General features: G+C 67.7%; 29 protein-coding genes and 1 riboswitch. Of the genes, 18 read left to right on the forward strand and 11 right to left on the reverse strand.

The window, feature by feature from the left end:
- Positions 1–31: 31 nt before the first annotated feature.
- The gene (locus BC102111_RS17070) at positions 32–484 is read left to right on the forward strand and encodes an HXXEE domain-containing protein (protein WP_009375005.1); all 453 of its coding nucleotides are present in this window, start codon (positions 32–34) and stop codon (positions 482–484) included.
- On the opposite strand, the gene BC102111_RS17075 is transcribed toward BC102111_RS17070, so the two are convergent.
- Complete coding sequence (locus BC102111_RS17075; protein ID WP_009375007.1) at positions 478–768, reverse strand: YrhK family protein; 291 nt, start codon at positions 766–768, stop codon at positions 478–480. The genes BC102111_RS17070 and BC102111_RS17075 overlap by 7 nt on opposite strands.
- A 188-nt stretch (positions 769–956) precedes the next feature.
- Between BC102111_RS17075 and BC102111_RS17080 the strand changes: the two genes are divergently transcribed.
- The 3 genes from BC102111_RS17080 to BC102111_RS17090 all read left to right on the forward strand — a co-directional run bounded on the left by BC102111_RS17080 (position 957) and on the right by BC102111_RS17090 (position 2,843).
- Positions 957–1,418 carry a VOC family protein gene (locus BC102111_RS17080; protein ID WP_009375009.1) on the forward strand — a complete coding sequence of 154 codons (462 nt, stop codon included), beginning with the start codon at positions 957–959 and terminating at the stop codon, positions 1,416–1,418.
- Positions 1,419–1,573: 155 nt separating this feature from the next.
- A complete protein-coding gene (locus BC102111_RS17085) occupies positions 1,574–2,227 on the forward strand; it encodes a PepSY domain-containing protein (protein WP_009375011.1) in 654 nt (217 codons plus the stop codon).
- Between the two features lie 19 nt (positions 2,228–2,246).
- A complete protein-coding gene (locus BC102111_RS17090) occupies positions 2,247–2,843 on the forward strand; it encodes a thymidine kinase (protein WP_009375013.1) in 597 nt (198 codons plus the stop codon).
- Positions 2,844–2,859: 16 nt separating this feature from the next.
- Here the strand turns inward: BC102111_RS17090 and BC102111_RS17095 are convergent, their stop codons facing one another.
- Positions 2,860–3,501, reverse strand: a complete 642-nt coding sequence (locus tag BC102111_RS17095; RefSeq protein ID WP_009375015.1) for a mismatch-specific DNA-glycosylase — start codon at positions 3,499–3,501, stop codon at positions 2,860–2,862.
- A 48-nt stretch (positions 3,502–3,549) separates the two neighbouring features.
- Here BC102111_RS17095 and BC102111_RS17100 point away from each other — a divergent pair, with 48 nt between their 5' ends.
- Positions 3,550–4,029 carry an SRPBCC family protein gene (locus tag BC102111_RS17100; protein ID WP_009375017.1) on the forward strand — a complete coding sequence of 160 codons (480 nt, stop codon included), beginning with the start codon at positions 3,550–3,552 and terminating at the stop codon, positions 4,027–4,029.
- Here BC102111_RS17100 and moeB read toward each other — a convergent pair.
- The 4 genes from moeB to thiO form a co-directional block, all read right to left on the reverse strand.
- Positions 4,013–5,179 carry a molybdopterin-synthase adenylyltransferase MoeB gene (gene moeB, locus BC102111_RS17105; protein ID WP_101624926.1) on the reverse strand — a complete coding sequence of 389 codons (1,167 nt, stop codon included), beginning with the start codon at positions 5,177–5,179 and terminating at the stop codon, positions 4,013–4,015. The two genes, BC102111_RS17100 and moeB, sit on opposite strands and share 17 nt — an antisense overlap.
- Entirely contained in the window at positions 5,176–5,961 is a 786-nt protein-coding gene (locus tag BC102111_RS17110; RefSeq protein WP_101624927.1) for a thiazole synthase, read from the reverse strand. The genes moeB and BC102111_RS17110 overlap by 4 nt, the downstream gene beginning before the upstream one ends.
- Position 5,962: 1 nt before the next feature.
- Positions 5,963–6,199, reverse strand: coding sequence for a sulfur carrier protein ThiS (gene thiS / locus BC102111_RS17115; protein ID WP_101624928.1), 237 nt, complete (start codon positions 6,197–6,199; stop codon positions 5,963–5,965).
- Positions 6,196–7,377, reverse strand: coding sequence for a glycine oxidase ThiO (thiO, locus tag BC102111_RS17120; RefSeq protein ID WP_101624929.1), 1,182 nt, complete (start codon positions 7,375–7,377; stop codon positions 6,196–6,198). Before thiO ends, thiS begins: the two co-directional genes overlap by 4 nt.
- Positions 7,368–7,470, reverse strand: a riboswitch (TPP riboswitch). (Overlaps the previous gene by 10 nt.)
- A gap of 23 nt (positions 7,471–7,493) precedes the next feature.
- Here thiO and thiE point away from each other — a divergent pair.
- Together thiE and BC102111_RS17130 are read left to right on the forward strand one after the other, a co-directional pair.
- Positions 7,494–8,171 carry a thiamine phosphate synthase gene (thiE, locus tag BC102111_RS17125; protein WP_101624930.1) on the forward strand — a complete coding sequence of 226 codons (678 nt, stop codon included), beginning with the start codon at positions 7,494–7,496 and terminating at the stop codon, positions 8,169–8,171.
- Complete coding sequence (locus BC102111_RS17130; RefSeq protein ID WP_101624931.1) at positions 8,168–9,082, forward strand: ketopantoate reductase family protein; 915 nt, start codon at positions 8,168–8,170, stop codon at positions 9,080–9,082. Before thiE ends, BC102111_RS17130 begins: the two co-directional genes overlap by 4 nt.
- A gap of 125 nt (positions 9,083–9,207) precedes the next feature.
- On the opposite strand, the gene arsM is transcribed toward BC102111_RS17130, so the two are convergent.
- Complete coding sequence (gene arsM / locus BC102111_RS17135) at positions 9,208–9,978, reverse strand: arsenite methyltransferase (RefSeq protein WP_101624932.1); 771 nt, start codon at positions 9,976–9,978, stop codon at positions 9,208–9,210.
- A 324-nt stretch (positions 9,979–10,302) separates the two neighbouring features.
- On the opposite strand from arsM, the gene BC102111_RS17140 reads away from it, so the two are divergent.
- Both BC102111_RS17140 and BC102111_RS17145 read left to right on the forward strand, forming a co-directional pair.
- Positions 10,303–11,784, forward strand: coding sequence for an amino acid permease (locus tag BC102111_RS17140; RefSeq protein WP_101624933.1), 1,482 nt, complete (start codon positions 10,303–10,305; stop codon positions 11,782–11,784).
- A 94-nt stretch (positions 11,785–11,878) separates the two neighbouring features.
- Positions 11,879–12,838, forward strand: coding sequence for an iron-siderophore ABC transporter substrate-binding protein (locus BC102111_RS17145; protein WP_101624934.1), 960 nt, complete (start codon positions 11,879–11,881; stop codon positions 12,836–12,838).
- Between the two features lie 90 nt (positions 12,839–12,928).
- Here the strand turns inward: BC102111_RS17145 and BC102111_RS17150 are convergent, their stop codons facing one another.
- The gene (locus BC102111_RS17150) at positions 12,929–13,387 is read right to left on the reverse strand and encodes an NUDIX hydrolase (protein ID WP_063250984.1); all 459 of its coding nucleotides are present in this window, start codon (positions 13,385–13,387) and stop codon (positions 12,929–12,931) included.
- Between the two features lie 61 nt (positions 13,388–13,448).
- Here BC102111_RS17150 and BC102111_RS17155 point away from each other — a divergent pair, with 61 nt between their 5' ends.
- The 7 genes from BC102111_RS17155 to BC102111_RS17185 all read left to right on the forward strand — a co-directional run bounded on the left by BC102111_RS17155 (position 13,449) and on the right by BC102111_RS17185 (position 19,371).
- Entirely contained in the window at positions 13,449–13,955 is a 507-nt protein-coding gene (locus BC102111_RS17155; RefSeq protein ID WP_009375039.1) for an SRPBCC family protein, read from the forward strand.
- A gap of 16 nt (positions 13,956–13,971) precedes the next feature.
- Positions 13,972–14,796, forward strand: coding sequence for an alpha/beta fold hydrolase (locus BC102111_RS17160; RefSeq protein WP_101624935.1), 825 nt, complete (start codon positions 13,972–13,974; stop codon positions 14,794–14,796).
- A gap of 45 nt (positions 14,797–14,841) precedes the next feature.
- Positions 14,842–15,744, forward strand: a complete 903-nt coding sequence (locus BC102111_RS17165) for a sulfurtransferase (protein ID WP_101624936.1) — start codon at positions 14,842–14,844, stop codon at positions 15,742–15,744.
- The gene (locus BC102111_RS17170) at positions 15,744–16,223 is read left to right on the forward strand and encodes a SufE family protein (protein ID WP_009375045.1); all 480 of its coding nucleotides are present in this window, start codon (positions 15,744–15,746) and stop codon (positions 16,221–16,223) included. Before BC102111_RS17165 ends, BC102111_RS17170 begins: the two co-directional genes overlap by 1 nt.
- An 84-nt stretch (positions 16,224–16,307) precedes the next feature.
- Complete coding sequence (locus BC102111_RS17175) at positions 16,308–17,393, forward strand: iron chelate uptake ABC transporter family permease subunit (protein ID WP_082835041.1); 1,086 nt, start codon at positions 16,308–16,310, stop codon at positions 17,391–17,393.
- On the forward strand, positions 17,390–18,484 hold the full coding sequence (locus BC102111_RS17180; RefSeq protein ID WP_101624937.1) for a FecCD family ABC transporter permease: 1,095 nt from the start codon (positions 17,390–17,392) through the stop codon (positions 18,482–18,484). Before BC102111_RS17175 ends, BC102111_RS17180 begins: the two co-directional genes overlap by 4 nt.
- Positions 18,481–19,371 carry an ABC transporter ATP-binding protein gene (locus BC102111_RS17185; protein WP_101624938.1) on the forward strand — a complete coding sequence of 297 codons (891 nt, stop codon included), beginning with the start codon at positions 18,481–18,483 and terminating at the stop codon, positions 19,369–19,371. Before BC102111_RS17180 ends, BC102111_RS17185 begins: the two co-directional genes overlap by 4 nt.
- A 120-nt stretch (positions 19,372–19,491) precedes the next feature.
- Here the strand turns inward: BC102111_RS17185 and BC102111_RS17190 are convergent, their stop codons facing one another.
- Genes BC102111_RS17190 through BC102111_RS17200 form a run of 3 tightly spaced genes read right to left on the reverse strand, consistent with a single transcriptional unit; the run spans position 19,492 to position 21,407 of the window.
- On the reverse strand, positions 19,492–20,652 hold the full coding sequence (locus BC102111_RS17190) for a DUF808 domain-containing protein (protein WP_101624939.1): 1,161 nt from the start codon (positions 20,650–20,652) through the stop codon (positions 19,492–19,494).
- Positions 20,653–20,958 carry an META domain-containing protein gene (locus BC102111_RS17195; RefSeq protein WP_063250979.1) on the reverse strand — a complete coding sequence of 102 codons (306 nt, stop codon included), beginning with the start codon at positions 20,956–20,958 and terminating at the stop codon, positions 20,653–20,655.
- The gene (locus BC102111_RS17200) at positions 20,958–21,407 is read right to left on the reverse strand and encodes an META domain-containing protein (RefSeq protein WP_101624940.1); all 450 of its coding nucleotides are present in this window, start codon (positions 21,405–21,407) and stop codon (positions 20,958–20,960) included. Before BC102111_RS17200 ends, BC102111_RS17195 begins: the two co-directional genes overlap by 1 nt.
- 242 nt (positions 21,408–21,649) lie before the next feature.
- Here BC102111_RS17200 and BC102111_RS17205 point away from each other — a divergent pair, with 242 nt between their 5' ends.
- Together BC102111_RS17205 and BC102111_RS17210 are read left to right on the forward strand one after the other, a co-directional pair.
- Positions 21,650–23,545, forward strand: a complete 1,896-nt coding sequence (locus tag BC102111_RS17205) for a S1 family peptidase (RefSeq protein WP_101624941.1) — start codon at positions 21,650–21,652, stop codon at positions 23,543–23,545.
- A 276-nt stretch (positions 23,546–23,821) separates the two neighbouring features.
- The coding region (locus BC102111_RS17210; RefSeq protein WP_101624942.1) for a S1 family peptidase at positions 23,822–25,556 on the forward strand (1,735 nt) is incomplete at its 3' end.

Here is a 25,556-nt window from a genome sequence, read left to right on the forward strand (position 1 = left end):
TGGTGGTTCCGCTGTGAGAGCACGAGGTCCCGTGACACTCTTCGCGGCGTGGGCGATCCACGACCTCGAAGAGCTCATCGCGTTACCCGTGACGACCTCCCGCTTGGCCGAGGAGCCGGGAGCGGATTGGCTGCGCATCTCCGCACGGCAGTCGGCGGTGGCGATCGGGCTCATGGGCGCCGTCGTCGCGACCGCGTGTGTGCGGGGCGCGGTGACGAACGGGCGTTCGCGCTTCTATCGCCGAACGCTCGCCGGGCTCGACCTCCACGTGTGGTCGCATGTGGCGGCCTCGGTGGTGCTGAGGCGGTACACGGCGGGGGTCCTCACCGCGGTCCCCTTCATGCTTCCCGGGGCACGGTTCGCCGAGCGCGAGCTGGCAGCGACCGGTCACGCCCTCTCCCACGCCGAAAGGGCGGTGGGGGCACCGATGATGGTGGTCGCGGCGCTCGCCTGCCATGGTGTGGCGAGAGCCTGGGTTCAGTAGTCGAACGACGAGTCGGTGGCGAGCGAGCCGGGGCCGCGGTACTTCTGCAGGTGGATGTGACGGGCGAAGCGGATGACCGGGCGGATGAGCATCTCGATGCTGCCGAGGACGAAGAGGCATGTGCCGGCGAACATGAGCTCGTCGGAGAAGAACATGAAGCTGCCGATGAGGAACCAGAGGCCGATGAGCACGTCGTTGGTGATGCTGAGCATCTGGTAGCGCTGACGGATGACGATCTCGTCGTGTCCGATGTGCATGGTCAGTTCACGGTCCTGCGTGTGCACGCATTCCTCCAGTCAGTCGATGGCGACGGCCTCTGCGATGGTACGCAGAAGCAAGTGGAGTTGGCCATCCGCCGAGGTGGTGGTCCTGACGAGCGGATGCCCCCCCGCACCCGTGTCAGGGTCGTCGTCTAGCCTCGGAGGTGATGGCACGCGAGAGGCGTGCCGCCCGATCTCGATGAGGAGAGACGATGAGCCGTTCCGTGCAGATCACCGTCGACAGCCATGATCCGATCCTGCTCGCCCGGTTCTGGGCCGAGGTGCTCGGGTACGTCATTCCCGGCCCGCCCGGAGTCACCCTTGCCGACGGCGATGATCCCTTCGCCGCGTGGAAGACCTTCCTCGACTCACTCGGCGTGGAGATGCGACCCGAAGACATGCGCGCGGCGATCGAGGATCCCGCCGGGCGCGGACCGCGCGTCTTCTTCCAGACGGTGCCCGAGGACAAGACGGTGAAGAACCGCGTCCACCTCGATGTCCGTGCCGCTCCGGGACTCCAGGGCAGCGAGCGGATGGAAGCGCTCGAAGCCGAATGCGCTCGCCTCGAGCGACTCGGTGCGACTCGGCTCGAGCGGTTCGACCCGGCCCCGCCGATGGAGACCGGCTTCATCGTCATGGCCGACCCCGAAGGCAATGAGTTCTGCCTTGACTGACTGGCGCTGACTGATCCCGCAGGACGGTGCCCGGGCCCGATCTTCACCCGGCGCCTGGGAGACCTGCTGGTCAGCCGGGTCGTCCCTGGCCAACGGCGATGATAATTCTCTTAGAGTCATGTCCTCGACGAGCCCGCGTTGCTACCGTGGCAGGTATGAACACCGTCTCACCCGTCCCGTTCACAGCCGCTGTCGCCCTCACCCTCAGCCTCACCCTCGCCGGCTGTTCGAACAGCGGAGACGAGACCGAGCAGGCGCCGACGAGCGGTGACCCGGTGCCCACGCAGTCCGAGGACTCCGGGTCCGCGGGCTCGAGCCCCGACGACACCACTGCGCAGTCGGCTCCGACCGGCGCCTCCGACCTGCCGGAGGACGCCGACCTCAGCTCCGCCTCCCCGCAGGTGACCCCCGACGAGGCGATCGCCGTCGCGCAGAAGGAGGCCGGCAACGGCACCGTCCATGCGATCGAACTCGACTACGACCGCCGCGACGGCGCGTGGCAGTACGAGGTGAAGATCCTCAAGGACAGGACGGACTTCGACATCGACGTCGACGCTCAGTCGGGAAAGATCGCCAAGACCGAACAGGACACGACCGACGACTCCGAGCAGGCCATCGACCTCACCGACCCGTTGCCCTTCGACGAGGCCCTCAACCGCGCCTCCGAACAGGGCAAGGGCCGACTGACGAGCTGGAAGCTCGAATCCGACGACGACCGCATCGAGTACCAGTTCGACTACGACGACGCGGGCACGGAGTCCGAGGTCACCGTCGACGTCGAGACGAAGAAGGTCACCGTCGACGGGTGAGCCGACGTAGTCTGGTGTCATGCACGCACCAGCCGGCTCCTGTGGTCGCCTCGAGGTCATCACCGGCCCGATGTTCTCCGGCAAGTCCGAAGAGCTCATGCGCCGGGTCCGTCGCGCCCGCATCGCCGGTGTCGAAGCGCTGGTCATCAGCCATTCCCTCGACACCAGGGCGGAGCTCTCCGCCGTCACCTCCCACATCGGGGTGACCGTGCCCGCCGTTCCCGTCGGAGACGTCGCCTCCCTCGCCGAGGCGGCCCGAGCCGAGGACGTCGACCTCGTCGCCATCGATGAGGCCCAGTTCTTCGGCCCCGACCTCGTGCCCGCGGTCGAGAAGCTCCTCTCCCGCGGCATCGATGTCATCGTCGAGGGACTGTGCGTGACCTTCGACGGTGATCCGTTCGAACCACTGCCGACGTTCATGGCACTTGCCGAGGACGTCACGAAGCTCACGGCAGTGTGCACGGTGTGCGGGCGCGACGCCGTCTTCCACGAGCGCATCGCCGCTGCACCCGCCGGGTCGGCCACCGACATCGACGCCAGCCACATCGGCGGCCTCGACTCGTACGTCGCCCGCTGCCGAGAGCACTTCGGACACGGCACCGCAACGGAGCCCTGACCCATACGCTCTGCGGTCAGTCGGCGATGTCGGCCCACACCTGTCGCCAGATCTCGGCGAGAGCGGCGATGTTGTAGTGCGCGTTGAGACCGCTCGGCTGCGGGACGACCCGCAGCTCGATGTCCGCAGGCCAGCCGGGAATGAGGGACGTGTCCTGGACCCCGAGTGTGGCCTTCGGCTGGGAGAAGGCGATGCGGAACGAGGTGATGCCGGCGATCGCCACCGCCTTCGGGCGGATCTCCGAGAGGCGCTCGACGAGCCTCGCCCCTCCGTCGCGCAACTCCTCGTTCCTCAGCTCATCGGCTCTCGCGGTGGCCCGACCGACGAGGTTGGTGATGCCGATGCCGCGGGAGAGCAGATGCTCCTCATCCTCGATCGAGAGGCCGAGAGACGCATCCACGAGGTGGTCGGTGAGCCCCGCCTGGTGGAGCGAGGGCCAGAAGCGGTTGCCGGGGCGGGCGAACGGGGCGTTGACCGCCGCCGTCCACAGACCCGGATTGATGCCGACGATCAGGAGGGAGAGCTGCCCGGAACCCGCGGGCAGCACATCGTCGATCGCATCGGGATCGTCGGTGGCGAAGCGGGCGAGATCGTCCTTGGTCGGTTTCCGTCCCGCCAGCGGGGACGGTCTGCGGGAGCTGCGGCTTTCCTCGGACACGTCCCCCAGACTACCGTCGAAGGACGACGAGCCGAACGGAGGTCCGGCATGAGCCACGCACACACCCGAGCGGAATCAGGCGAGTCCGCTCCGTTCCACTTCGAGACGACCTGGCGCGTCGCCGAAGCGGTCGAGCCGGTGTGGGACGTGCTCTCCGCCATCGACGACTGGCCTGGTTGGTGGCCGGGACTGGCGTGGGTGCACGCTGTCGACGGAACGCTCGCCGAAGGCTCCAGGGCGCAGATCGGTGTGCGCAGCCCCCTCGGCCTCTCCCTGTCGATGATGCTGCGCATCGAAGCGATCGACCCGCCCCGGCAGGTCGTGCTCAGCGCCGAGGGGGACCTGCGCGGTACCGGGGTGTGGACGCTGCGCCGGTCGGGACCGCTCACCGTCATCGATGCCGTGTGGTGCGTGACGACGACGCGTCTGGCCCCACGCCTGCTGCGCCCCCTGTCGGCCAGGATGCATGCCGCGGTCATGGCCGCAGGCGAGACCGGCCTGCGCCGTCGCCTCAGCGCGCGGGCGTAGGGGAGTCCGCGGCGGACCAGGCCTCGATCCCGCCGGCCAGCGAGCGCAGGCGCACTCCCTCCGGAGTGCCGGGAGCCGCGGCCGCCACGGCCTTCGCCGACCGGACTCCCGACCGGCAGTGGACGACGATGTCGGTGGCGGGGCCGACCACCTCGGCGAGGGCCGGCCACCCCCGGTCGACGACGACGTCGAGGGGCACATGGACGGTGCCGGGGATGGACTGGACCTGCCGCTCCCACTCCTCGCGGACATCGACGATGACCGCGTCGGCCCCCAACGCACGAGCCTCGGCGACGGTGACCTCGTCGACGGCGGGCGCCGAAGCTGCCGGGGGAGCCGCACACGCGACGGCGACCTCGGTGAGGTCGGTCACGGCAGGCCGATCCGGGTCGGCGGAGAAACGCAGCGTCGTGAAGGTCGTCCCCAGCACATCCGTGCGCAGGAGCCTGCCGATGAGGGGGTCCCCGATGCCGCAGATGAGCTTGACGGCCTCGGCGGCCATCGTCGATCCGACGAGACCGCAGAGGACGCCGAGGACTCCTCCCTCGGCACAGGTGGGCACCGAATCGGCGTCGGGGATGTCGGGGAAGAGGTCGCGCAGCATCGGTCCGTGACCGGGCACGAAGGTGCTCACCTGGCCCTCGAAGCGGAAGATCGTCCCCCACACGAGCGGGGTGCCGGTGAGCTCGGCGGCATCGTTGGACAGATACCGGGTCGCGAAGTTGTCCGCACCGTCGATGACGAGATCGTGGGCGGCGAAGAGCTCGAGTGCATTGTCCGGGCTCAGGCGTTCCGCGAGGGCGGTCACGGACAGATGCGGGTCGAGGCGCAGCAGCGCATCCCTGGCCGAGTCTGCCTTGGGGCGGCCGACGTCGGCATCGCGATGGAGGATCTGGCGCTGAAGGTTCGAGACCTCGACGCGGTCGTCGTCGATGACGGTGAGGAGTCCGATCCCCGCCGCCCCGAGGTACTGGAGCACCGGGGCTCCGAGGCCGCCGGCGCCGACGACGAGGACCCGCGCGGCCCGCAGCCGCCGCTGGCCGAGATCTCCGACCTCTGGGAGGCTGAGATGCCGCGCGTACCGGGCGAGCTCATCGGGCGTGAGCGCGTCGACGGGCTCGACGAGCGGGCGCAGAGGTGTCCCGCTCATGGCCCCATCACCAGGTTCTCCGTGGTGACCCTGCCCTCGTGAGGTGAGGAGGCGAGTGCCAGCGGACGCTTGGGGATCCGTCCCGCGCCCCGAGCCAGGCGGCCCGCCTCGACGGCGAGCGCCATCGCCCGAGCCATCGCCGGTGCGTCATGGGCGCGGGTGACCGCCGAGGCGAGCAGCACGGCCGTGCACCCGAGCTCCATCGCCAGCGCCGCATCCGAGGCCGTGCCTACGCCGGCATCGAGGATGACGGGCACCTGCGCACGGGCAACGATCGTCTCGATGTTGTGGGGGTTGAGGATGCCCAGGCCCGAGCCGATCGGGGCCCCTGCCGGCATGACCGCCGCCACCCCGGCGTCCTCGAGACGCTTCGCGAGCGCCGGATCGTCATTCGTGTAGGCGAAGACCGTGAACCCGTCGAGGACGAGCTCCTCGGCCGCCCGGAAGAGCTCGACCGGATCCGGCAGCAGCGTGTCCTCGTCGGCGATGACCTCGAGCTTGACCCATGTGGTCTCCAGTGCCTCCCGGGCGAGCTTGGCCGTGAGCACAGCGTCCCGGGCGGTGTAGCAGCCCGCGGTGTTCGGCAGGGAGCGGATGCCGAGGCGTTCGAGGAGGGCGAAGACCGAGTCCCTGGCGTCGGCGTCGAAACGGCGGATCGCCACGGTCGTCAGCTCCGTCGCCGAGGCGGTCAGTGCGTTCTCGAGGATGCTCAGGGTGCTCGCCCCTCCGGTGCCCATGACGAGGTGGGAGTCGAAGGTCGCTCCGTCGATCGTCCAGCTCATCTCAGCCTCCCTGCACAGCGGTGACGATATCGACGGTCTGGCCGTCGACGATGGCGAACTCGGCCCAGAGTCCACGGCGGATGACCTCACCGTCGACGGCGAGGGCCACCCCGAGACGGCCTCCGTCGACGGGAGTCCCGTCCGTCGCGAGCTGCCTGCCGGTGAGGTGCTCGACGAGCGAGCGGGCCGTGGTGCCTGAGGCGAGCTCGCTGCTCTCCCCGTTGAGTGTGATGGTCATGGTTCCTTCCTTGCTGTGGTCATCGCCGCCACGAGGCGCGGAGACGGGCTCTCGTTCGACCGTGCGGCTTCGGAGAAGCGGCGGGGAGCTAGGGCCGCGGGCGCCCCTGGGGGCAGCCACGGCGAGTCCTCACCGCGGGTGAGATCGGCGCCGAGGCGGGCCCCGAGCGGAGTGAGGAGGATCCCGTGGCGGAAGTACCCGGTGGAGACGACGCAGCCGGGGTCCGTGCGCCCGATGAACGGCACGTCATCGGGTGATCCGGGTCGGGCACGCGCAGTGATCTCGGTGATCTCGGCATCGAGGATCCCGGGCACGAGCCGTTCGGCATCGTGGAGGAGACGGTGGACTCCCTCGGCGAGCACCCCGGGCCGTCCGTCCTCCCGGGACGTGGCGCCGAGGACGAGTTCCCCGTCGGGGCGCGGGACGATGTAGACGGGCCGACCGGCGACGAGTCCGCGGATGGTGCGCGTGAGCAGCGGCGGTGCGCTCGCGTCGGTGCGCAGCCGGATGATGTCGCCGTGCACGGCTCGCAGCGGCAGGTCGGGGACGCCGGCGATCGTCCCCACCGCTTCACCGGCGGCGACGACGACCTGATCGGCGGCGAGGCTGCGCCCATCGGCAAGAGCGACGCCGACGGTGCGGCCGCTGACGCGGACGAGTCCGGTCGCCTCCTCACGGACGATGTCGTCGTCGAGGAGCGAGAGCAGGGCGCCGGTGATCCGTCGTGGGTCGACGGCATGATCGCCGGGGATGCGCACCGCCCCGCTCACCCCGGGCGAGAGCGCGGGCTCGAGATCGCGGGCCCGGGATCCGGTGATGAGCTCGACCTCGGACCCCGCCTCGGCCTGCAGGGCGCGCAGGTCCCGCAGGGTCGCGAGATCCGCCCTGTCCCCGGCGCACACGAGGGTCTCCGTCTGCGTCTCGCCGAGGTCGTGCCCGGTCTCGGCGGTGAGTCGCGAGGCGAAGTCGGGGTAGAGATCGGCAGAGGTGCGCATGAGGGGGAAGAGCGGAGACTGCCCCCACGCGATCTCCGCGGCCGGGGCGATCATGCCGGCGGCGGCATACGAGGCCCCTTCGCCGGGTGCCGGGTCGATGAGCGTGACCGACGCTCCCCGGCCACGCAGCTCCCATGCTGTGGCGAGCCCGATGATCCCGGCCCCGATGACGATGACGTGCACTGTATTCTCCCTCCGGCGGCATGACCCGCATCAGGTGCGGCGGTCGGCACGAAGCCCTCTCAGCCTCCCAGCGAGGCTCCCGCGAACTCCTCTACTCTAGGAGCATGGTTCCCGCGATGACAACGTCCTCCGCCCAGCGAGACACGCAGACCACGACTCGAACCGCGCGCCGGCGCGCGCTCGAGGAGGCCCGCCTCTACCTCTGCACCGATGCCAGGACCAAGCAGGGCGATCTCCCCACGTTCCTCGACGCCGCATACGCCGGGGGCGTCGACATCATCCAGCTGCGCGACAAGAGCCTGGAGGCAAGAGAGGAGATCGCCGCCCTCGAGGTCCTCCGGGATGCCGCCCGCCGCTATGGCAGGCTCTTCTCCGTCAACGACCGTGCCGACGTCGCCCTCCTCGTCGGCGCCGACGTCTTCCACGTCGGACAGGGTGACCTCACGAGCGGCCAGGCCCGTGCCGTGCTCGGACCCGACGTCCTCCTCGGCCGCTCGACCCACTCGATCGACCAGGCGCTCGCCGCCGACGCCGACCCCGACATCGACTACCTCTGCCTCGGGCCCGTGTGGGAGACCCCGACGAAACCCGGGCGACCGGCCGTCGGCCTCGAGCCCCTGCGGGAGATCACCGGACGGGTGAGTACGCCCTGGTTCGCGATCGGCGGCATCGCCGCCGGTGAGCGGCTCGACGCGGTGCGCGAAGCCGGAGCCGAGCGCATCGTCGTCGTCCGTGCCGTCACCGAGGCCGATGATCCCGCCGCAGCGGCAGCGACCCTGAAGGGAGAGCTGTGAGGATCCTCATCGCCGGAGCCGGGGCCACCGGGGGAGCGTTCGGCACCCGCCTCGTCGAAGCCGGACGTGACGTCACCTTCCTCGTCCGACCCGAGCGCGCCGAGGCGCTGCGTACATCGGGGCTGCGCTTCATCGGCCCCGACGAGGACAGGACGAACCCGGTGGCCGTGGCGACCGCCGAGGAGCTCGCAACGAACCCGATCCCTGCGGACCTCGTCCTCATCGCCGTCAAGGCCGGCGGCCTCGACGAGGTCATCGACGACCTCCGCCCGGCGATCGGGCCGGATACGCTCATCATTCCGTTCCTCAACGGCATGGCCCATATCGACCGCTTGGACAGGGAGTTCCCCGGGCAGGTGCTCGGCGGGCTCGTGAAGATCATCGGCACGATGCGCGGATACGACGTCGTGCAGATGACGGACATGGCGACGATGACGATCGGCCGCCTCGGCGGGGGAGAGGTGCCCTCCGGGATCGTCGAGGCCCTCGACGTCCCCGGCTTCCGCCTCCAGGTCATCGATGCCATCGATGACGCACTCTGGGAGAAGTGGGTCTTCATCGCCGCCGCCGGCGTGGTCACGTGCCTCTTCCGGGCACCGGTCGGGGCGATCATGGCCGCCGGCGGCGAACTCCACGTCGTCGCTATCGTCGACGAGCTCGAAGCCGTGGCGATGGGCGCCGGACACCCGATCTCGGCGCGCTCCCGCGCGGTGACGCTCTCGATGCTCACCGCCGACGGCTCCTCATTCACCTCATCGCTCTATCGCGATGTCACCGCCGGACTGCCCAACGAGACCGAGCACATCCTCGGCAGCCTCGCGGCGACCGCGGCGGGACTCGGGGTCGCGACCCCGCTGCTCGACCTCACTCTCGTGCAGCTGCGAGCAGGCGAGATCGACCGGGTGGGATGACCGGAGAGGGGTCTGCAGCCTGGCCACGGTTTCGGAAGCCCGCGCGCACCGGCCGCCGCCTGCGCGGAGACGATGGGCCGTCTCGGCGAGACCGGAGAGCACGAGGGCGAGCGATGTGTCCAGGCTCAGCCGACCGGCTTGACCGCCCGCACGATCGCCGAGTGCATGCCGTCGGCGACCTCACGCGTGAAGTCGACCGCGACGTCGACGAATCCGACAGCGCGAAGACCGTCGACATACTCCGTTCGTGACAGGGCCCCGGCGATGCAGCCGACATGCGACCCGCGCTCACTGCGCTCCTGCGGGCTGAGACGGTCTTCGGAGACGACATCGGAGACTCCTATGCGCCCGCCCGGAGCGAGCACGCGGAACATCTCGCTGAGCACGGTGTGCTTGTCCGTGGAGAGGTTGATCACGCAGTTGGAGATGACGACGTCGACGGCGGCGTCCGGGAGCGGGACGGCTTCGATCGTGCCTTTGAGGAACTCGACGTTCGTCAGGCCCGACTTCGCCCGGTTCTCCTCGGCGAGTGCGAGCATCTCATCGGTCATGTCCACCCCGTAGGCGAATCCGGTCGCACCGACCCGGCGGGCGGAGAGGAGGACGTCGAGACCACCGCCCGAACCGAGATCGAGCACCCGTTCGCCATCCCTGAGCTCGGCGACGTCGGTGGGGTTGCCGCAGCCGAGACTCGCCTCGACGGCGCCGACGGGCATGCCTCCGACCGTCGTCGCGTCATAGAGTCCGGCACCGAATCCGCGCGGGGATTCGGGACTGCAGTCCGCGCTGCCGTCCTCGCGGAGCAGCTCATCGTTGCCCACTCCGGATGCGGAGGCCGTCGCCGCCTCCGCATAACGCGCCCGCACTGCTTCGCGGACCTGGTCGTCGTCAGCCATAGCGTTTCCTCTCCGTCGCTTCCTCTCCACCGGTGTGAGATCGATCCTGGTCGTCTCCCCAGCACGTGTCAACGCTGCTGTCCGTTCCGTCGCTGTGCGAACGATGGCAGGCACGGGCGCCTGGCGGCCTGAGTCACTTTTCGCCGAGATGGTCGGTTTGCGCCCTGATCGATCCGGCGAAAAGTGAATCGAATCGGAACAGCCCTCCTCTGGACGGCCGTCCGCCCCCAGCCGCTTCGGCTGCGGCACCCTCGTCGCCGACGGCATGTGAGTAGAATGGCCGGGGCCTGCAACCGGGTCCGACAGCAACGAGCAGGGGACAGGATGACTCAGGCGGACACCTCGGCGACGGAGACCCGCGAACTCAAGCGGGGACTGCACACGAGGCACCTGCAGATGATCGCGATCGGCGGTGCCATCGGCACCGGCCTCTTCCTCGGTTCGGGCGGAACGATCTCCCAGGCCGGTCCCGGAGGCGCGCTGCTCGCCTACGCCGCGATCGGCGTCATGGTCCTCTTCGTCATGCAGTCCCTCGGGGAGCTCTCCACCCACCTGCCCGTGGCCGGGTCCTTCCACACGTACGGGTCGAAGTACATCAGCCCCTCCTTCGGCTTCGCCATGGGATGGAACTACTGGTTCAACTGGGCGATCACGCTCGCCGCCGAGCTCGTCGCCGCCGGGGTGATCATGTCGTTCTGGCTGCCCGACGTGCCCTCGTGGATCTGGGCCGCGGTCTTCCTCGCCCTGCTCACCGGGCTCAACTTCCTCTCCGCCCGTGCCTTCGGCGAGGGCGAGTTCTGGTTCTCCGCGATCAAGGTCACCGCCGTCCTCGTCTTCCTCGTCCTCGGCGTGCTCATGATCGCAGGCATCCTCGGCGGACCCTCCCCGGGCTTCTCGAACTGGACGACCGGCGAGGCTCCGTTCGCGGGGGGATGGATGTCGATCATCGCCGTGTTCATGATCGCCGGCTTCTCTTTCCAGGGCACCGAACTCGTCGGCGTCGCCGCCGGAGAGTCGAAGGATCCGCGCCGGGACATGCCGCGAGCGATCCGCACGGTGTTCTGGCGGATCATGCTCTTCTACATCGGCGCGATCGTCGTCATCGGGTTCCTCCTGCCCTACACCGACCCCAACCTGCTCGCCTCGGCCGACAATGAGGACATCACCGCCTCACCCTTCACCCTCGTCTTCGAACGTGCAGGCATCGCCGTGGCCGCAAGCGTGATGAACGCCGTCATCCTCACCGCGATCCTCTCGGCCGGCAACTCCGGTCTCTACGCGTCGACCCGCATGCTCTACGCGATGGCGAAGGAGGGCACCGCACCGAGGCTGTTCGCCCGCCTCAACGAGCGCGGGGTGCCCGTCATGGCGCTCGTCGCGACCGCCTTCATCGGACTCTTCGGATTCCTCACCGAGGTGATGGGCGACGGGGCGGCGTACACGTGGCTCATCAACGTCTCCGGGCTCTCCGGATTCATCGTCTGGATCGGCATCGCGTGGTGCCACTTCCGCTTCCGCCGCGCCTACGTCCACCAGGGCCACGATGTCGAGAACCTTCCGTACCGGGCGCCCCTGTTCCCGATCGGGCCGATCATCGCCCTCGTCATGCTCATCGTCGTCGTCGCCGGACAGAACATCGAAGCCGTCGCCGACGGCCGTGTCCTCGAAGTCGCCTCGGCGTACATCGGGCTGCCGATCTTCCTCCTCGTCTGGGGACTCCACCGCCTCATCACCGGCCCCAGATCCCGATTCATCAGCCTCAAGGACGTCGACGTCGACGGACTCGAGATCACTCCGAAGGGCTGACCGCGCACCTGCCGCGCGCACGATTCTGGGAACCCGCCCTCCTCGATTAAGCTAGGCTCACCTAAGACCAAGCTCGGCTGTGAGAAAGAGACCCATGCGCAGATTCCTCGCCCCCATCCTTGCCTCGGCACTGCTGCTGACCGCCTGCTCGGGCGGCGGCAGCACCCCGGAGGAGACCGCTGGCGGTGCCACGGTGGACACGAAGTTCGGCGCGGTCGAGGTCCCGGCCGACCCGCAGCGCGTCGTCGCTCTCGGGTGGGGCGACGCGGAGACCGCTCTTGCCCTCGGCGTCCAGCCGGTCGGTGCCTCCGACTGGGTCGAGTTCGGAGGGTCGGGAGTCGGCCCGTGGGCGGCCGACCTCTACACCACGCCCCCGGAGATCATCGCCACCATGGAACCCGACTACGAGGCGATCGCGGCACTCGACCCCGACGTCATCCTCGACGTCAAGAGCTCAGGGGAGCAGGAGCGCTACGACCGCCTCTCCGAGATCGCTCCGACCGTCGGCCCGCCCGAGGGCGGGGACAACTACCTCACCTCGATGGACGAGCAGGTGACGATGATCTCCGAGGCACTCGGCAAGGAGGACGAGGGGAAGAAGCAGCTCGAGGACCTCGACGCGCAGTTCGCCGCCGCCCGTGAGGCCAACCCCGAGTACGAAGGCAAGACCGTGACCGTGGCGGCGAAGACCTCGGAGGGCTGGGGCGCCTATGTCAAGGGCACCGAGCGCGTCCAGTTCATGGAGAACCTCGGCTTCGAGCAGTCACCGAAGATCGACGCGCTCAAGGCCGAGGGGTTCAGCGCTCCCGTCTCGGAGGAGAAGCTCGACGAACTCGATGCCCATCTCCTCATCGCCTTCCCCATCTACGTCCCCGACACGGAGATCACCGACGATCCCGGCTTCCAGCGGATCCCCGCGGTCGCGGACGGACGCTCCGTGGTCCTCACCGAGAAGGACGACGACCTGCGCAAGGCGTTCTCGCTCAACTCCGTGCTCTCGGCCCGATATGCAGTCGAGAAGATGCCCGAGCTCATCGCACCGGCCGTCAGGTAGCCGGCGGCCGCAGCGCCGGACTCAGCCGGGTTCGGCGCTCACCGCTGGGTTTCCGCTCACCGCTGCGCTGCGTTGAGCGGCGCACAGCGTTCACCGCTGCGCTGCGCGTTCGGCCCGCCACGCGTCGAGTCCGACGTCGATGATCCGGGCGTGCCGGATGCGCGGCAGCGCGGCGATGGAGATCCACTCCGCCCGGTCCGTCGTCCCGTCGATCTCCAGGGTTCCCAGGGTCCCGCCGACCACCTCGGCGAGGTAGACGACCCGCACCCCCTTGAACGGCCGCCCGCTGCCGCGGCGCTTCTCGGTGAAGCTGTGGGTGGTCAGCGGGCGGATGAGTTCGGCGTCGAACCCGGTCTCCTCGCGGATCTCGCGGACCGTGCCCTCCTCGATGCTCTCGTCGTAGTCGATGCCTCCGCCGGGCAGAGTCCACAGCGCCCGCCCCGGCTCGCCGCCTCCGTTGAACCAGCTGAGCAGGATCTCATTGTCGTCATTGACGATCACCGCGTAGCCGGCCAGGCGCGTGTCGTACTCGGAGAAGTGCAAGTCCATGCCCACACCCTACCCATGTGGCCAACTTCACATTCGCTCACCCCGTGCCTAGGCTGGGACCATGGCCGAATCCTCTGGGCGCAACGCCGACTATCCCGACGACAAGATGTCCCACACGCGCGTCATCGCCGCCCCAGCGGAGGAGATCTTCGCGGTTCTCTCCGACCCCAACCGTCACCAGGACACCGAGCCCGGCGACTGGGTGCGCTCGTCGATCACGACAGAGCCCATCACCCGCACGGGACAGGTCTTCTCGATGAACATGTTCCTCGAGCAGGCGGGAGGCGCCTACCGGATGGACAACGTCGTCACGACCTTCGAACCGGACACGGCGATCGCCTGGGACCCGGGTCAGGCCGACGCCGTCGGCGAGGTGAGGACCGGAGGGTGGCGCTGGCGCTACGACCTCCATCCGGTCGAGGCCGGCACCGAGGTGACCCTGACCTACGACTGGTCGGACACGACCCAGGACGTCCGCGACCAGTTCGGCGGGTTCCCGGTCGTCCCGCCTGCGTTCCTCGCCGCCTCCCTCGCCTCCCTCGACAGGACGGTCACCGGCCGCCGGTGAAGGGTAGTCTGGTGGCGTGAATGAGATCGCCAGCAGACGCATCGGTGACAGCGGGAGACTCATCGTCTTCCTCCACGGCCTCTTCGGCCGGGGCAAGAACTTCGCGACCGTTGCGAAGGCCCTGACCCCGGAGTTCTCGAGCCTCCTCGTCGACCTCCCCGACCACGGGGATTCGGCATGGACGGACGAGTTCAGCTACGTCGCCACGGCCGACGCCGTCGCCTCCGCCATCGCCGAGGCGGTCGATCCCTCCCAGCTCCCCGTCCACCTCGTCGGCCACTCCCTCGGGGGCAAGGTCGCCATGGTCCTCGCCCTGCGCCACCCCGAGCTCGTCGACCGCCTCGTCGTCGTCGACATCGCTCCCAGCGGGGGAGGGGATGTGGGGACGTTCAACCATCTCCTCACCAGTCTCGCCGAACTCGACCTCGACACCGTCTCGTCGCGCTCCGAGGCTGACCAGGCCCTGCAGGCGCAGATCCCCGACCCGGTGGTCCGGGGGTTCCTCCTCCAGAACCTGCGTCCGAGTGCGGGCGGATACTCCTGGCAGCCGAACCTCACCCTGCTCCGGGAGAGCCTGCCGACGATCGGGAGCTTCCCGGATCCGGGAGAACTCGTCGCGCTCGAGACCGGAGCGACGACATTCGACCGGCCCGTGCTCTGGGTCGCCGGCTCGGAATCGGACTACATCGACCGGGAGCAGCTGCCGCTCATGCGCTCGTTCTTCCCCCGCACGACCCTGCTCACCGTCAAGGGCTCAGGACACTGGGTCCACTCGGAGAAGCCCGAGGCCTTCGTGACGGCCGTGCGGACGTTCCTCACTCGACCGGAATATGCTGGTTGAGCACACTGTTGAGCAATACGAGTACCGACATCCCAGGAGGACCGAGTGAGCACACCGACTGACCCGACGCCCAAGTTCGCCGACTACGCCGACGGAACCCGGCTGGTGAGCACCGACTGGGTGGCCGAGCACGGGACCGACCCGGGTGTCGTCGTCATCGAAAGCGACGAGGATGTGCTCCTCTACGAGACCGGTCACATCCCCGGCGCGGTCAAGGTCGACTGGCACACCGAACTCAACGACCCCGTCACCCGTGACTACGTCGACGGCGAGGGCTTCGCGAAGCTCCTCTCCGCCAAGGGCATCTCACGTGAGGACACGATCGTCTTCTACGGCGACAAGTCCAACTGGTGGGCCGCGTACGCCCTCTGGGTCTTCTCCCTCTTCGGCCACCCCGATGTCCGCCTCATGGACGGCGGCCGCGCGAAGTGGGAGGCCGAGGGCCGCGAGATGACGACGGACAGGCCCGAGCGCACGCCCACCGACTACCCGGTCATCGACCGCGACGACTCGACGCTGCGTGCCTTCCTCCCCGAAGTCCGGGACAGCCTCGGCACTCGACCGCTCATCGACGTCCGCAGCCCCGAGGAGTACAGCGGCGAACGCACCCACATGCCCGCCTACCCCGAAGAGGGGGCACTGCGCGGGGGACACATCCCCGGCGCCCGGTCGGTGCCGTGGGCGAAGGCGGCGAACGAGGACGGAACATTCAAGACCGCCGACGAGCTGCGGGCGATCTACACCGACGGCGCGGGCCTCGGCACCTCGGATGACATCATCGCGTACTGCCGCATCGGAGAGCGCTCGAGCCACACCTGGTTCGTCCTCCACCATCTCCTCGGCTACGACAATGTCCGCAACTACGACGGGTCCTGGACGGAGTGGGGCAACGCCGTGCGCGTCCCCATCGCCACCGGAACCGAACCCGGTGAGGTGCGTCCGTCCTGATGAGTGAGGACATCGTCACCTCAGATCTCCCCGAGTCGCTGGCCGAGATCGTCACTGACTTCGCCGAGACCGAGCCCTCCGAGCGGCTGCAGCTCCTCCTCGAGTTCTCCTCCGAGCTTCCGGAGCTGCCGGCTCGCTTCGCCGACCATCCGGAGCTTCTCGAGCCCGTCCCCGAGTGCCAGTCGCCGATCTTCCTCGTCACCGAGGTCGACGACCCGGAGCAGGGGGAGCAGGCGACCGTGCGTCTGCACTTCTCCGCCCCGCCCGAGGCACCGACGACGCGGGGGTTCGCCGGCATCCTCTCGGAAGGGCTCGACGGTCAGTCCGCCGAGGCGGTCCTCTCCGTCCCCGCGGACCTGCCGCTGCGCCTCTCGCTCACCGAGGCGGTGAGTCCGCTGCGTTTGCGCGGAATGAGCGGAATGCTCTCGCGAATCCAGCGTCAGGTGTCCGAGAGGATCGGCAAGATCACATCCGCATAGTCCCACGCGCGGTTGGCTGAGTGAGTGAAGTGGGCTAGATTGTGGTTAGCCTGCCCTTATCAGCCATGTCGAAGGACCCTCCCGATGACCGGTTTCGCCACCCCCGCCTCGGCGACACCCCCATCATCGACAGTCCAGGCTCCGGTGACAGGACAGGCGACGTCGACGGCGCTCAAGGTCAGGCGCGCAGTCGGCCTCATCGTCTCACTCGTCGTGCTCGTCCTCATCGTCCTCGCCTCGCTGGCGATCGGCACCAGGGACATGCCCCTGTCGGAGGTCGTCGGTGCATTCTTCGCTCCGACAGGCAGCGACGACCAGCTCGTCGTCCTCGAACTGCGCTACCCGCGGACCGTGCTCGGCCTCCTCGTCGGGATGGGCCTCGGACTGGCCGGCGGACTCATCCAAGCGCTCACGCGCAATCCGCTCGCCGATCCCGGCATCCTCGGAGTCAACGCCGGTGCGTCGTTCGCGGTGACCATCGGCATCGGATTCTTCGGCATCACCTCGGTCAGCGGGTACATCTGGTTCGCCTTCGTCGGCGCCCTGCTCGCGACGACCGGCGTGTACATCATCGGCTCCGCGGGTCGCACCCGCACCGTCGATCCGATCCGCCTGACCCTGGCGGGGGTCGCGGTGGCCGCGGTGCTCACCGGTCTGACGAAGGGCATCCTGCTCACCAACGAACGCGCCTTCGACGCCTTCCGCGCGTGGGACGTCGGCGCGATCGCGGGACGCGGCTTCGACACGGTCTTCGCCGTCCTCCCGTTCATCGCCGTCGGCGTCGCCCTCGCCCTCGCCCTGTCCCACTCGCTCAACGCTGTGGCCCTCGGCGATGATCTCGCGGCGAGCCTCGGCACCTCGGTCCATCGCACGCGCGTCCTCTCGATCATCGCCGTCACCTTACTGGCCGGTGCGGCGACCGCGGCGGCGGGTCCGATCGGCTTCATCGGTCTGATGATCCCGCACATCGCCCGATGGATCGTCGGACCTGATCAGCGATGGATCCTCAGTTATTCGCTCATCCTCTCGCCGATCCTCCTGCTCGGCTCCGACATCATCGGCCGTGTCGTCATGAAGCCGGGGGAGCTGCAGGTCGGTGTCGTCACCGCCTTCGTCGGAGCTCCCGTGCTCATCGCCCTGGTCCGCCGGAAGAAGGCGAGCGGCCTGTGAAGTCCTCAGACAGCTCCACTGCACTCGTCCCCGGCGGCGCGGTCGCCCCCGGGGAGACGATCGACTTCGGGCGCCCGATGGCGCGCGTCTTCGGGCTGCGCGTCGACGTCCGCGTCGTCGTCACCGCCGCCATCGTCACCCTCCTTGCTCTCATCTGCGGGTTCGCCGGGCTCCTCCTCGGCAAGTTCACCCTCACCCCCGCCGAGGTGGTCGAAGGGCTCTTCGGCGTCGCCGACAAACGCATCGTCAACACCGTGGTGGGGGAGTGGCGGGCCCCGAGGATCCTCGCGGGCATCGTCCTCGGTGCGGGACTCGGCGTCTCCGGGGCCGTCTTCCAGTCGCTCACCCGCAATCCGCTCGGCAGTCCCGACATCATCGGCTTCTCGACCGGCGCCTACACCGGCGGCATCGTCACGATCATCGTCTTCGGCACGAGCTTCGTCTCCACGGCCGCCGGTGCCATCATCGGCGGCATGCTCACCGCCCTCCTCGTCTACCTCCTCACGTGGAAGGGCGGAGTGCAGGGCTTCCGCCTCATCATCGTCGGCATCGCGCTCACGGCTATGCTGGGTGCCTTCAACACGTGGCTGATCATGCGTGTGGACCTCGACCTTGCGATGGCCGCGGCGACGTGGGGAGCCGGCTCCCTCAACGGCATGGGCTGGTCGACGATTCTCCCGGCGGCCATCGCCGTGGTCGTCCTCAGCCTCGGGTGCGGCCTCTTCTCCCGTGACCTCGGAACCCTCGAACTCGGCGACGACACGGCCAAGGCGCTCGGCGTCCGCAACGAACCCGTGCGCGCAGCACTCATCCTCATCGCCGTCGCCCTCGTCGCCGTCGTCACCGCGGCGGCCGGGCCGATCGCCTTCGTGGCGCTGGCGGCCCCGCAGATCGGGCGGCGCCTCGCGAGGTCCCAGGGCACAAGCCTGCTCATGGCCGCCGCCGTCGGCGCTCTGCTCCTCGTCGCGGCCGATCTCATCGCCCAGCATGCCCTGGGCGAGACCCAACTCCCCGTCGGCGTCGTCACCGTGTGCATCGGCGGCGTCTACCTGATCTGGCTCCTCATCCAAGAAGCTCGGAGGGCACAATGAGCGCTCACACCATCGCAGGGGACACACCGGCCATCGGTGCGGCGGCGGAGGGTCCCACCGGCAGCGGTTCCAGCCCGCTCGCGGCGGAGAACCTCGACCTCGCCTACGACCAGCGGCAGATCGTCACCGATCTCGATGTGCAGATCCCGGCCGGTCAGTTCACGGTCATCGTCGGGCCCAATGCGTGCGGGAAGTCGACGTTGCTGCGGGCTCTGGCACGGCTGCTGCCTCCGGCGAAGGGCACGGTGCTCCTCGACGGCAACGACATCTCGACGATGAAGACCAAGCAGATCGCCAAGCGCCTCGGCCTGCTGCCGCAGAGCTCGATCGCTCCCGAGGGGATCACGGTCGGTGAGCTCGTCGCCCGTGGGCGCCACCCGCACCAGTCGTTCCTCAAGCAGTGGACGGAGGCGGACGAGGTCGCCGTGCTCTCGGCGCTTCGCGCGACGAACACCGAGGAGCTCTCCTCCCGCCTCGTCGACGAGCTCTCCGGTGGTCAGCGCCAACGTGTGTGGGTGGCGATGGTGCTCGCCCAGGAGACGCCGCTGCTCCTCCTCGACGAGCCGACGACGTTCCTCGACGTCGCGTTCCAGATCGAGCTGCTCGACCTCTTCGCCCAGCTCAACCACGAACACGGGCACACACTGGTCGCCGTTCTCCACGACCTCAATCAGGCATGCCGCTACGCCGATGAGATCATCGCGATGAAATCCGGTGAGATCGTCGCGCAGGGAGCGCCCGCGGACATCGTCACCGCCGAACTCGTCCACGACGTCTTCGGCATCGACTGCAGCGTCATCGACGACCCTGTCACCGGCGCCCCGATGATCGTCCCGGGGCCGCCGCAGAAGACCTTCGCACAGCGTCAGAGCGCCGAGGCGGTCTGATCAGCGGCCGGGCAGCCGGCCGGCGGCACAGCGACAACGACACAGTGACGGCCGGTCCCGTTCGGGACCGGCCGTCACTGTGCGCTCTGCAGTCTCTCGGTTCGGTGCCGACCGCCTGATTCACCGCGCGGGCGGTTGGTGTCCCCGTCGTTCGGCAGGACCCTCACCGTCGGCAACCGACGGACCGTTGTCGACCGGAGTGCCGTCGTCCTTGGGTGCCTTCCGTTCACCGTCCGCGACCTGATCCGACGGCTTCCGGTCGGCCTCGGAGCCGGTGGCCGACGTCGCCGCAGTGCCCTGCGCGGCCGGTGCCGTCGTCGCAGCGTGGCCCGAGTCGGCACCCGGCTTCTTGAGCAGCTTCTGGATGCCGATGGCGATCGCGGCGACGATCCCACCCCAGATCGCCCCGAGGATGAGGGAGAAGAAGGTGTTGACGAGCCAACCGAGGATGCCCGCCACCTCGGCGGCAGGAGCCTCCAGGCTGTGGACGAAGTCGTAGATGGCGGTGAAGCCGAGCTCGTCGGTGCCGACGAGGATGATGTGCCCGCCGACCCAGAGCATCGCGAGAGTGCCGACGACCGAGAGCCCGGCCAAGAGCTTCGGCATGGCCTGGACGAGCGAGCGTCCGAACTTCTGCGAGCCCGGGTTCTCCTTCTGAGCCATGTGGAGGCCGATGTCGTCCATCTTGACGATGAGGGCGACGAGTCCGTAGACGCCGACCGTGATGGCGAGGGCGACGACGACGAGGATGACTGCGCGCGAGAGCAGGCTTTCGTCGGCCACCTCGTTGAGCGCGATGACCATGATCTCGCAGCTGAGCACGAAGTCGGTCGTGATCGCCGAGCGGACGATCTTCTTCTCCCGATCGGCTTCACTGACCTCGCTGGCCTGCGGATCCTCCTGCGCCGGGCCGTGGTGTTCGATCCATCCGAGCTTCTCCAGGACCTTTTCGGCACCCTCGAAGCAGAGATAGGTGCCGCCGATCATCAGCAGCGGGGTGAGGAGCCAGGGAAGGAACTGGCTGAGCAGGAGGATGATCGGCAGGATGATGACGATCTTGTTGAAGAGCGAGCCGATGGCGATGCGCTTGATGATCGGCAGCTCTCGCTTCGGGTCGACGCCTTCGACGAACTTCGGCGTCACCGCGGCATCGTCGACGACGACGCCGATGGTCTTCGCGCCGGCGCGCGAGGCACCGGCGGCGACATCGTCAAGGCTCGCCGCAGAGAGTTTGACGAGGGCGGCGACGTCGTCGAGGAGTGCGAAGAGACCGCCGGCCATCTACTGTTCCTCCTGTGAGCTGCGGGTCATCTCGCCGAGGCGGTTGCCGGCATGGTCGAACACGATGAGGGTGTCGCCGTCGACCTTGGCTGCGCGGGCCCGACCGACCCACATCTTCATGCCCGGGGCGGCCATTTGGGTGGTGAGGAACTGAGAGATCGTCGCGCTGCCGTCTCCGCCGGCCTCCCACGACGTGACGATGCGGTTGGCGCCGTCGCTGCCGGTGAGCGCGCCGTCCTCACCGAAGTCGAGGAACGCCTTCGATCCCGCCTCCGGCGTCCACCTGCCGTTGATGCTCTGAGTCATCACTGCTTCTCCAATCCGCCGATGACCGATCCCTGTCCGTCCTTGACCGTCATGACGTCTCCTTCGATCGTCGCTGCGGCGGCCTTGGACAGCCACGAGTCGACTCCCGCGCACGCCTTCTGCGTGCTGGTGAAGGGTTCGATGGTGATCGTGTCTCCGTCGAGAGTCCAGCTCGACTTGATCGCATTGCAGCCGTCGGAGCCTTCAACGCTGCCGTCTTCCTTCAACTCGAGGAACGGTTCGCCGGCTTCGGGAGAGGTCCACTTGCCGACCGGGTCGACGGTCGCGGACTCCGTCTCACTCGGAGTGCTCGGATCACTCGCCGAGGAGGAGGCCGGTTCCGAGGGCTCGGCTCCGTTCGCACACGCGGCCAGCGGCAACGTCGCCGCGAGGGCGACCGCGCCGAGCAGAAGTCGGAGGGACGGGTGATGCTGTGTGGCAATGTCCATGTCCCGATCATAACGGGCAGGCCGCCTGGCCACCTGGGTGGCGCGGACGAGACCGGAGAATCCAGGTTTTGTTCGTTTTGTTCACGAGCAACACGCATTGTTCTTGCTCGTCGTCGTTGCCGATCCGTAACCTTGCCGGTGGTTGAACAGCTGTTCTCGTGACCCGAGCGTGATCTTCGGATGACGCGCGCACGAGGACATCGAGCAATCATCAATGAATCCGACCAAGGGAATCGAAGAGTATGCAGAAGAGACTCGTGCAGAGTTCACTCGCCCTGACCGCCGCTACGGCGCTCAGCCTCGGCAGCGCGTTCTTCGCGTCGCCCGCGATGGCCGCGGAAGCGCAGACGCTCGACGTGCAGAGCGACAAGCAGATCCAGAAGGCTCTGTCCGACATCGAAGGCGTCAACGCCTACGGTGAGCGCAACGGCAAGCTCAGCCTCGGCGTAGAGAAGAAGACTGCTGAGATCAAAGAGCTTGAGAAGAAGTTCACGAACATCAAGGTCACCGAAGGCATCAAGGAACTCAAGCCCTACGCGAAGAACGATGTCGTCGGCGGTGCGGGCTACCTTGTCAACACCCCTGCAGGTGGCGGCGTATGCTCGACCGGATTCTCCGGGTGGGATGATGCGGGCAAGCCCGTCATCCTCACTGCCGGACACTGCTCGAAGGACTACAACGCGGACACCGGCGAGATCAAGGGCGACTCGGTCGTCGGTGAGACCGAGCAGCCGAGCTCCGCTGAGGCCAACGGCGGCGAGGGCTTCGTCAAGTCCGGTCTGGGAGTCCTCGGCACGTGGGGCTACACGAGCTACGGCAGCGGAGATCTGCTCGATCCGAACGATCCGAACCCGCCGCTTCCCAAGGAAGGCGACATCGACTTCGCCGTCATCAACGTCGACGAGTCGAAGTACACCGTGAAGAACGGCGTGACGGACTGGTCGACCGCGGATTCCGACGATCTGTCGGCGAAGCTCGCCACCAACATCGCCAAGGTGGGCTCGCACACCGAGGGCAAGGTCCAGAAGTCGGGCCGGACGACCGGTCTCACCGAAGGTCAGGTCATCCCGCGGTCCGAGTACGACTTCGACTACACGAATGTCGGCGGCTACTGGGTGCACGGCTTCGGCGTCACCTCGCCGGGTGACAAGCCGTTCTCACAGCCGGGCGATTCGGGTGGCGCAGTGTTCCAGGGAGACACCGCTGTCGGTGTCATCTCCGGTGGAGGTCCTCTCTCGGACGGAACCCAGTTCGGCTGGGTCGCTGACCTCGACTACTCGCTGGAGCAGTCCGGACAGTCGTTCAACATCGAGAAGCCGGGCACCGAGACGCCTGAGGCACCGGCCGCCCCGAAGGCCGAGGATCAGACGATCAAGCCCAAGGGCGAGGTCAAGGGCAAGGCCGCTGCCGACGCCGAGGTCAAGCTCGAGTGGAAGCCCGCGTCGAAGGCCGGTGCCAACCGCACCCAGGCCGCGTCGGAAGGGTCGAAGACCGTCAAGGCAGATGCTGATGGCAACTTCGCACTCGAAGGACCCGAGGCTCCGGGCAAGTACGACTACTCGGCCGTGGCCGTCGTCGACGGACAGCAGTCCGAAGCGACGACCTTCACCGTGACGGTGGAGGAGGAGAAGACCGAGACTCCGGCTCCGGTCGAACGCGACATCACCGTTGACCCCAAGGAGATCGCCGCCTCTGACTTCGTCAAGAAGGACAAGGCAGTCACGATCTCTGTCAAGGGCTTCGATGAGGGCGAAAAGGTCTCGCTCAAGCTCGTCTCCGGTCCTGAGAACGTCAAGGGCATCGAGCTCGACGAGACGGCGAACGCCGATGGCGAGGCGCGATTCTCGATCTACGGAACGAGCGCGTCCGATCCCTCGGTCTACGTCGGCAAGTACGACGTCTCCGTCACCGGTGCGAACGACACCGAGGATGAGTCGGCTCTGTCCGGTTCGTTCAAGGTCGTCGCAGATGACCAGGGCAACGGCGGCGGCAGCGACGACGGCAAGGACGGTGGCGACGGTGGTTCGGACCTGCCGCGCACCGGTGCTGAGCTGACTGGCCTCGCTGCAGGTGCAGGTCTGCTGCTCGTCGGCGGAGCTGCTGTGGTGCTGACGATGCGTCGGGTGAAGAAGAACTGAGGTCTCTGACAGTCACCGCGTGACTGTGTGAGACATCGCAAGGGGCGTTTCCGGTGGTGACACCGGGAGCGCCCCTCCTTCATGCCCGAGGACGCAGTCAAGGACGCTTGTTCCCTGTGTTGGCGTCGATCTCAGAGGGTGAGTTGTTTCGTTCGTTTAGTTCACAGCTCAGGGGCCCGATTCTTGGTGGTTGCTGGACGCGGACCGTAACCTGTTTGTGACTAAGGTCATCACTTTGTGACATTAGCAACTCCCCTAAGAAGAGAGACGGAAAGTATGCAGAAGAAGCTCGTGCAGAGCTCGCTTGCTCTGACCGCCGCTGCGGCGCTTGGTCTGGGAAGCGCGTTCTTCGCCTCGCCCGCGATGGCCACCGGCCCGCAGAAGCTCGACGTGCAGAGCGACAAGCAGGTCGAGAAGGCTCTGGCCGATCTCGATGCCGACAATGTCAATGCCTACGGTGTCAAGAACGGCAAACTCAACCTCGGCGTCGAGAAGAAGACCGACGAGATCAAGGATCTCGAGAAGAAGTTCGACAACGTCGAAGTCATCGCCGGCGTCGGAAAACTCGATGCATATGCGAAGAACGATTTCGTGGGTGGCGCCGGTTATCGCTTGAACGTCCCCGGCGGGGTCAGTGCGTGTTCAGCCGGCTTCGCCGGATGGGACGGTGCAGGAAAGCCCGTCGTTCTCACCGCCGGACATTGCTCGAAGACCTCGACCGAAGACGGAGTCATCACCGGCCAGAACTCGGTGGGCGATTCCGAGCAGCCTTCTACGGCCCCGGCAGTTGGAGGCGACGGCTTCATCGGAACGGGACTCGGCAACTTGGGCAAGTGGGGATTCACCAGCTACGGCAGCGGTGACTACCTCTCCGGCCCTTCGGGTCAGTGGCCCGACCCGAAGGCCAGTGATATTGACTTCGCGGTCATCAACGTTGACGAAACCAAGTACAACGTCAAGAACGGCGTGACCGACTGGACGACGGCCAAAACTGACGACCTTGCAGCTTCACTTGCTACGGATATCAAATCCGTTGGAGCTCACACGAACGGAGCCATCAGCAAGGCCGGCCGTACCACCGGGTTGACTCAGGGTGAGGTATGGAAGTACTTCAACGATAAGTTCGAATTCATGAACATCAGCAACTACTGGGTCCATGGATTCGCCGTAGAGACGCCGCCAGAGAAGCCGTTCGCGCAGCCGGGTGACTCCGGCGGCGGCGTCTTCCAGGGAGACACCGCAGTGGGAGTCATCTCCGGCGGTGGACCGTACTCTGATGAGGACGGCAACGATATCGAAATGGCCTGGGTTGCTGACCTGGACTACTCGCTGCAGCAGTCCGGCGTCGACTTCCGTCTCACCCCGCCGGATAATGGCGGCGGAGACGACGCCAACGCTGATGCCGATGGTGCGGCTGCCAACGCTGATGCGGGTTCCGATGGCGCGGACAGCGACGCTGGTGCTGATGGTGCCGACAGTGACGCTGGTGCCGATGGCGCTGGTGCCAACGCTGATGCGGGTGCCGATGGTGCCGACAGCGACGCTGGTGCTGATGGCGCTGGTGCCAACGCTGATGCGGGTGCCGATGGTGCCAACGCGGATGCCTCGGACGACGGTAACCCTGAGAAGCCGGAAGCGCCGAAGGCCGAGAACCAGACCATCAAGCCCGGTGGGCAGGTCAAGGGAACGGCGACTCCGAACACCCAGGTCGAGGTCACCTGGGCTCCGGCAGGTTCGGGCGCGCAGATCGGTACCCAGGCCGCTCCGGCGGAGGGTTCGAAGACCGTCACGTCTGACGCAGAGGGCAACTTCACCCTCGAAGGCCCCGAAGCCGAAGGCGATTACGCCTACAAGGCGCAGACCGTCGTCGACGGACAGAAGTCCGACGTCACATCGTTCACTGTGACGGTCCAGGCCGCGGATGATGCGACTGCTGACGCCGCCGCTGAAGGCGACGACGCGAACGCTGATGCTGCCGCTGAGGGCGACGACTCGAACGCGAACGCTGACG

The organism is Brevibacterium casei CIP 102111 (genome assembly GCF_900169275.1).
In the GTDB taxonomy this organism is placed as follows: Bacteria; Actinomycetota; Actinomycetes; order Actinomycetales; family Brevibacteriaceae; genus Brevibacterium; species Brevibacterium casei.

Coding starts and splice junctions, on each gene's coding strand:
- BC102111_RS17080 (WP_009375009.1), top strand. CDS start 957: ATGAGCCGTTCCGTGCAGATCACCGTCGACAGCCATGATCCGATCCTG.
- BC102111_RS17085 (WP_009375011.1), top strand. CDS start 1,574: ATGAACACCGTCTCACCCGTCCCGTTCACAGCCGCTGTCGCCCTCACC.
- BC102111_RS17090 (WP_009375013.1), top strand. CDS start 2,247: ATGCACGCACCAGCCGGCTCCTGTGGTCGCCTCGAGGTCATCACCGGC.
- BC102111_RS17100 (WP_009375017.1), top strand. CDS start 3,550: ATGAGCCACGCACACACCCGAGCGGAATCAGGCGAGTCCGCTCCGTTC.
- moeB (WP_101624926.1), bottom strand. CDS start 5,179: ATGAGCGGGACACCTCTGCGCCCGCTCGTCGAGCCCGTCGACGCGCTC.
- BC102111_RS17110 (WP_101624927.1), bottom strand. CDS start 5,961: ATGAGCTGGACGATCGACGGAGCGACCTTCGACTCCCACCTCGTCATG.
- thiS (WP_101624928.1), bottom strand. CDS start 6,199: ATGACCATCACACTCAACGGGGAGAGCAGCGAGCTCGCCTCAGGCACC.
- thiE (WP_101624930.1), top strand. CDS start 7,494: ATGACAACGTCCTCCGCCCAGCGAGACACGCAGACCACGACTCGAACC.
- arsM (WP_101624932.1), bottom strand. CDS start 9,978: ATGGCTGACGACGACCAGGTCCGCGAAGCAGTGCGGGCGCGTTATGCG.
- BC102111_RS17140 (WP_101624933.1), top strand. CDS start 10,303: ATGACTCAGGCGGACACCTCGGCGACGGAGACCCGCGAACTCAAGCGG.
- BC102111_RS17145 (WP_101624934.1), top strand. CDS start 11,879: ATGCGCAGATTCCTCGCCCCCATCCTTGCCTCGGCACTGCTGCTGACC.
- BC102111_RS17150 (WP_063250984.1), bottom strand. CDS start 13,387: ATGGACTTGCACTTCTCCGAGTACGACACGCGCCTGGCCGGCTACGCG.
- BC102111_RS17155 (WP_009375039.1), top strand. CDS start 13,449: ATGGCCGAATCCTCTGGGCGCAACGCCGACTATCCCGACGACAAGATG.
- BC102111_RS17170 (WP_009375045.1), top strand. CDS start 15,744: ATGAGTGAGGACATCGTCACCTCAGATCTCCCCGAGTCGCTGGCCGAG.
- BC102111_RS17175 (WP_082835041.1), top strand. CDS start 16,308: ATGACCGGTTTCGCCACCCCCGCCTCGGCGACACCCCCATCATCGACA.
- BC102111_RS17185 (WP_101624938.1), top strand. CDS start 18,481: ATGAGCGCTCACACCATCGCAGGGGACACACCGGCCATCGGTGCGGCG.
- BC102111_RS17190 (WP_101624939.1), bottom strand. CDS start 20,652: ATGGCCGGCGGTCTCTTCGCACTCCTCGACGACGTCGCCGCCCTCGTC.
- BC102111_RS17195 (WP_063250979.1), bottom strand. CDS start 20,958: ATGACTCAGAGCATCAACGGCAGGTGGACGCCGGAGGCGGGATCGAAG.
- BC102111_RS17200 (WP_101624940.1), bottom strand. CDS start 21,407: ATGGACATTGCCACACAGCATCACCCGTCCCTCCGACTTCTGCTCGGC.
- BC102111_RS17205 (WP_101624941.1), top strand. CDS start 21,650: ATGCAGAAGAGACTCGTGCAGAGTTCACTCGCCCTGACCGCCGCTACG.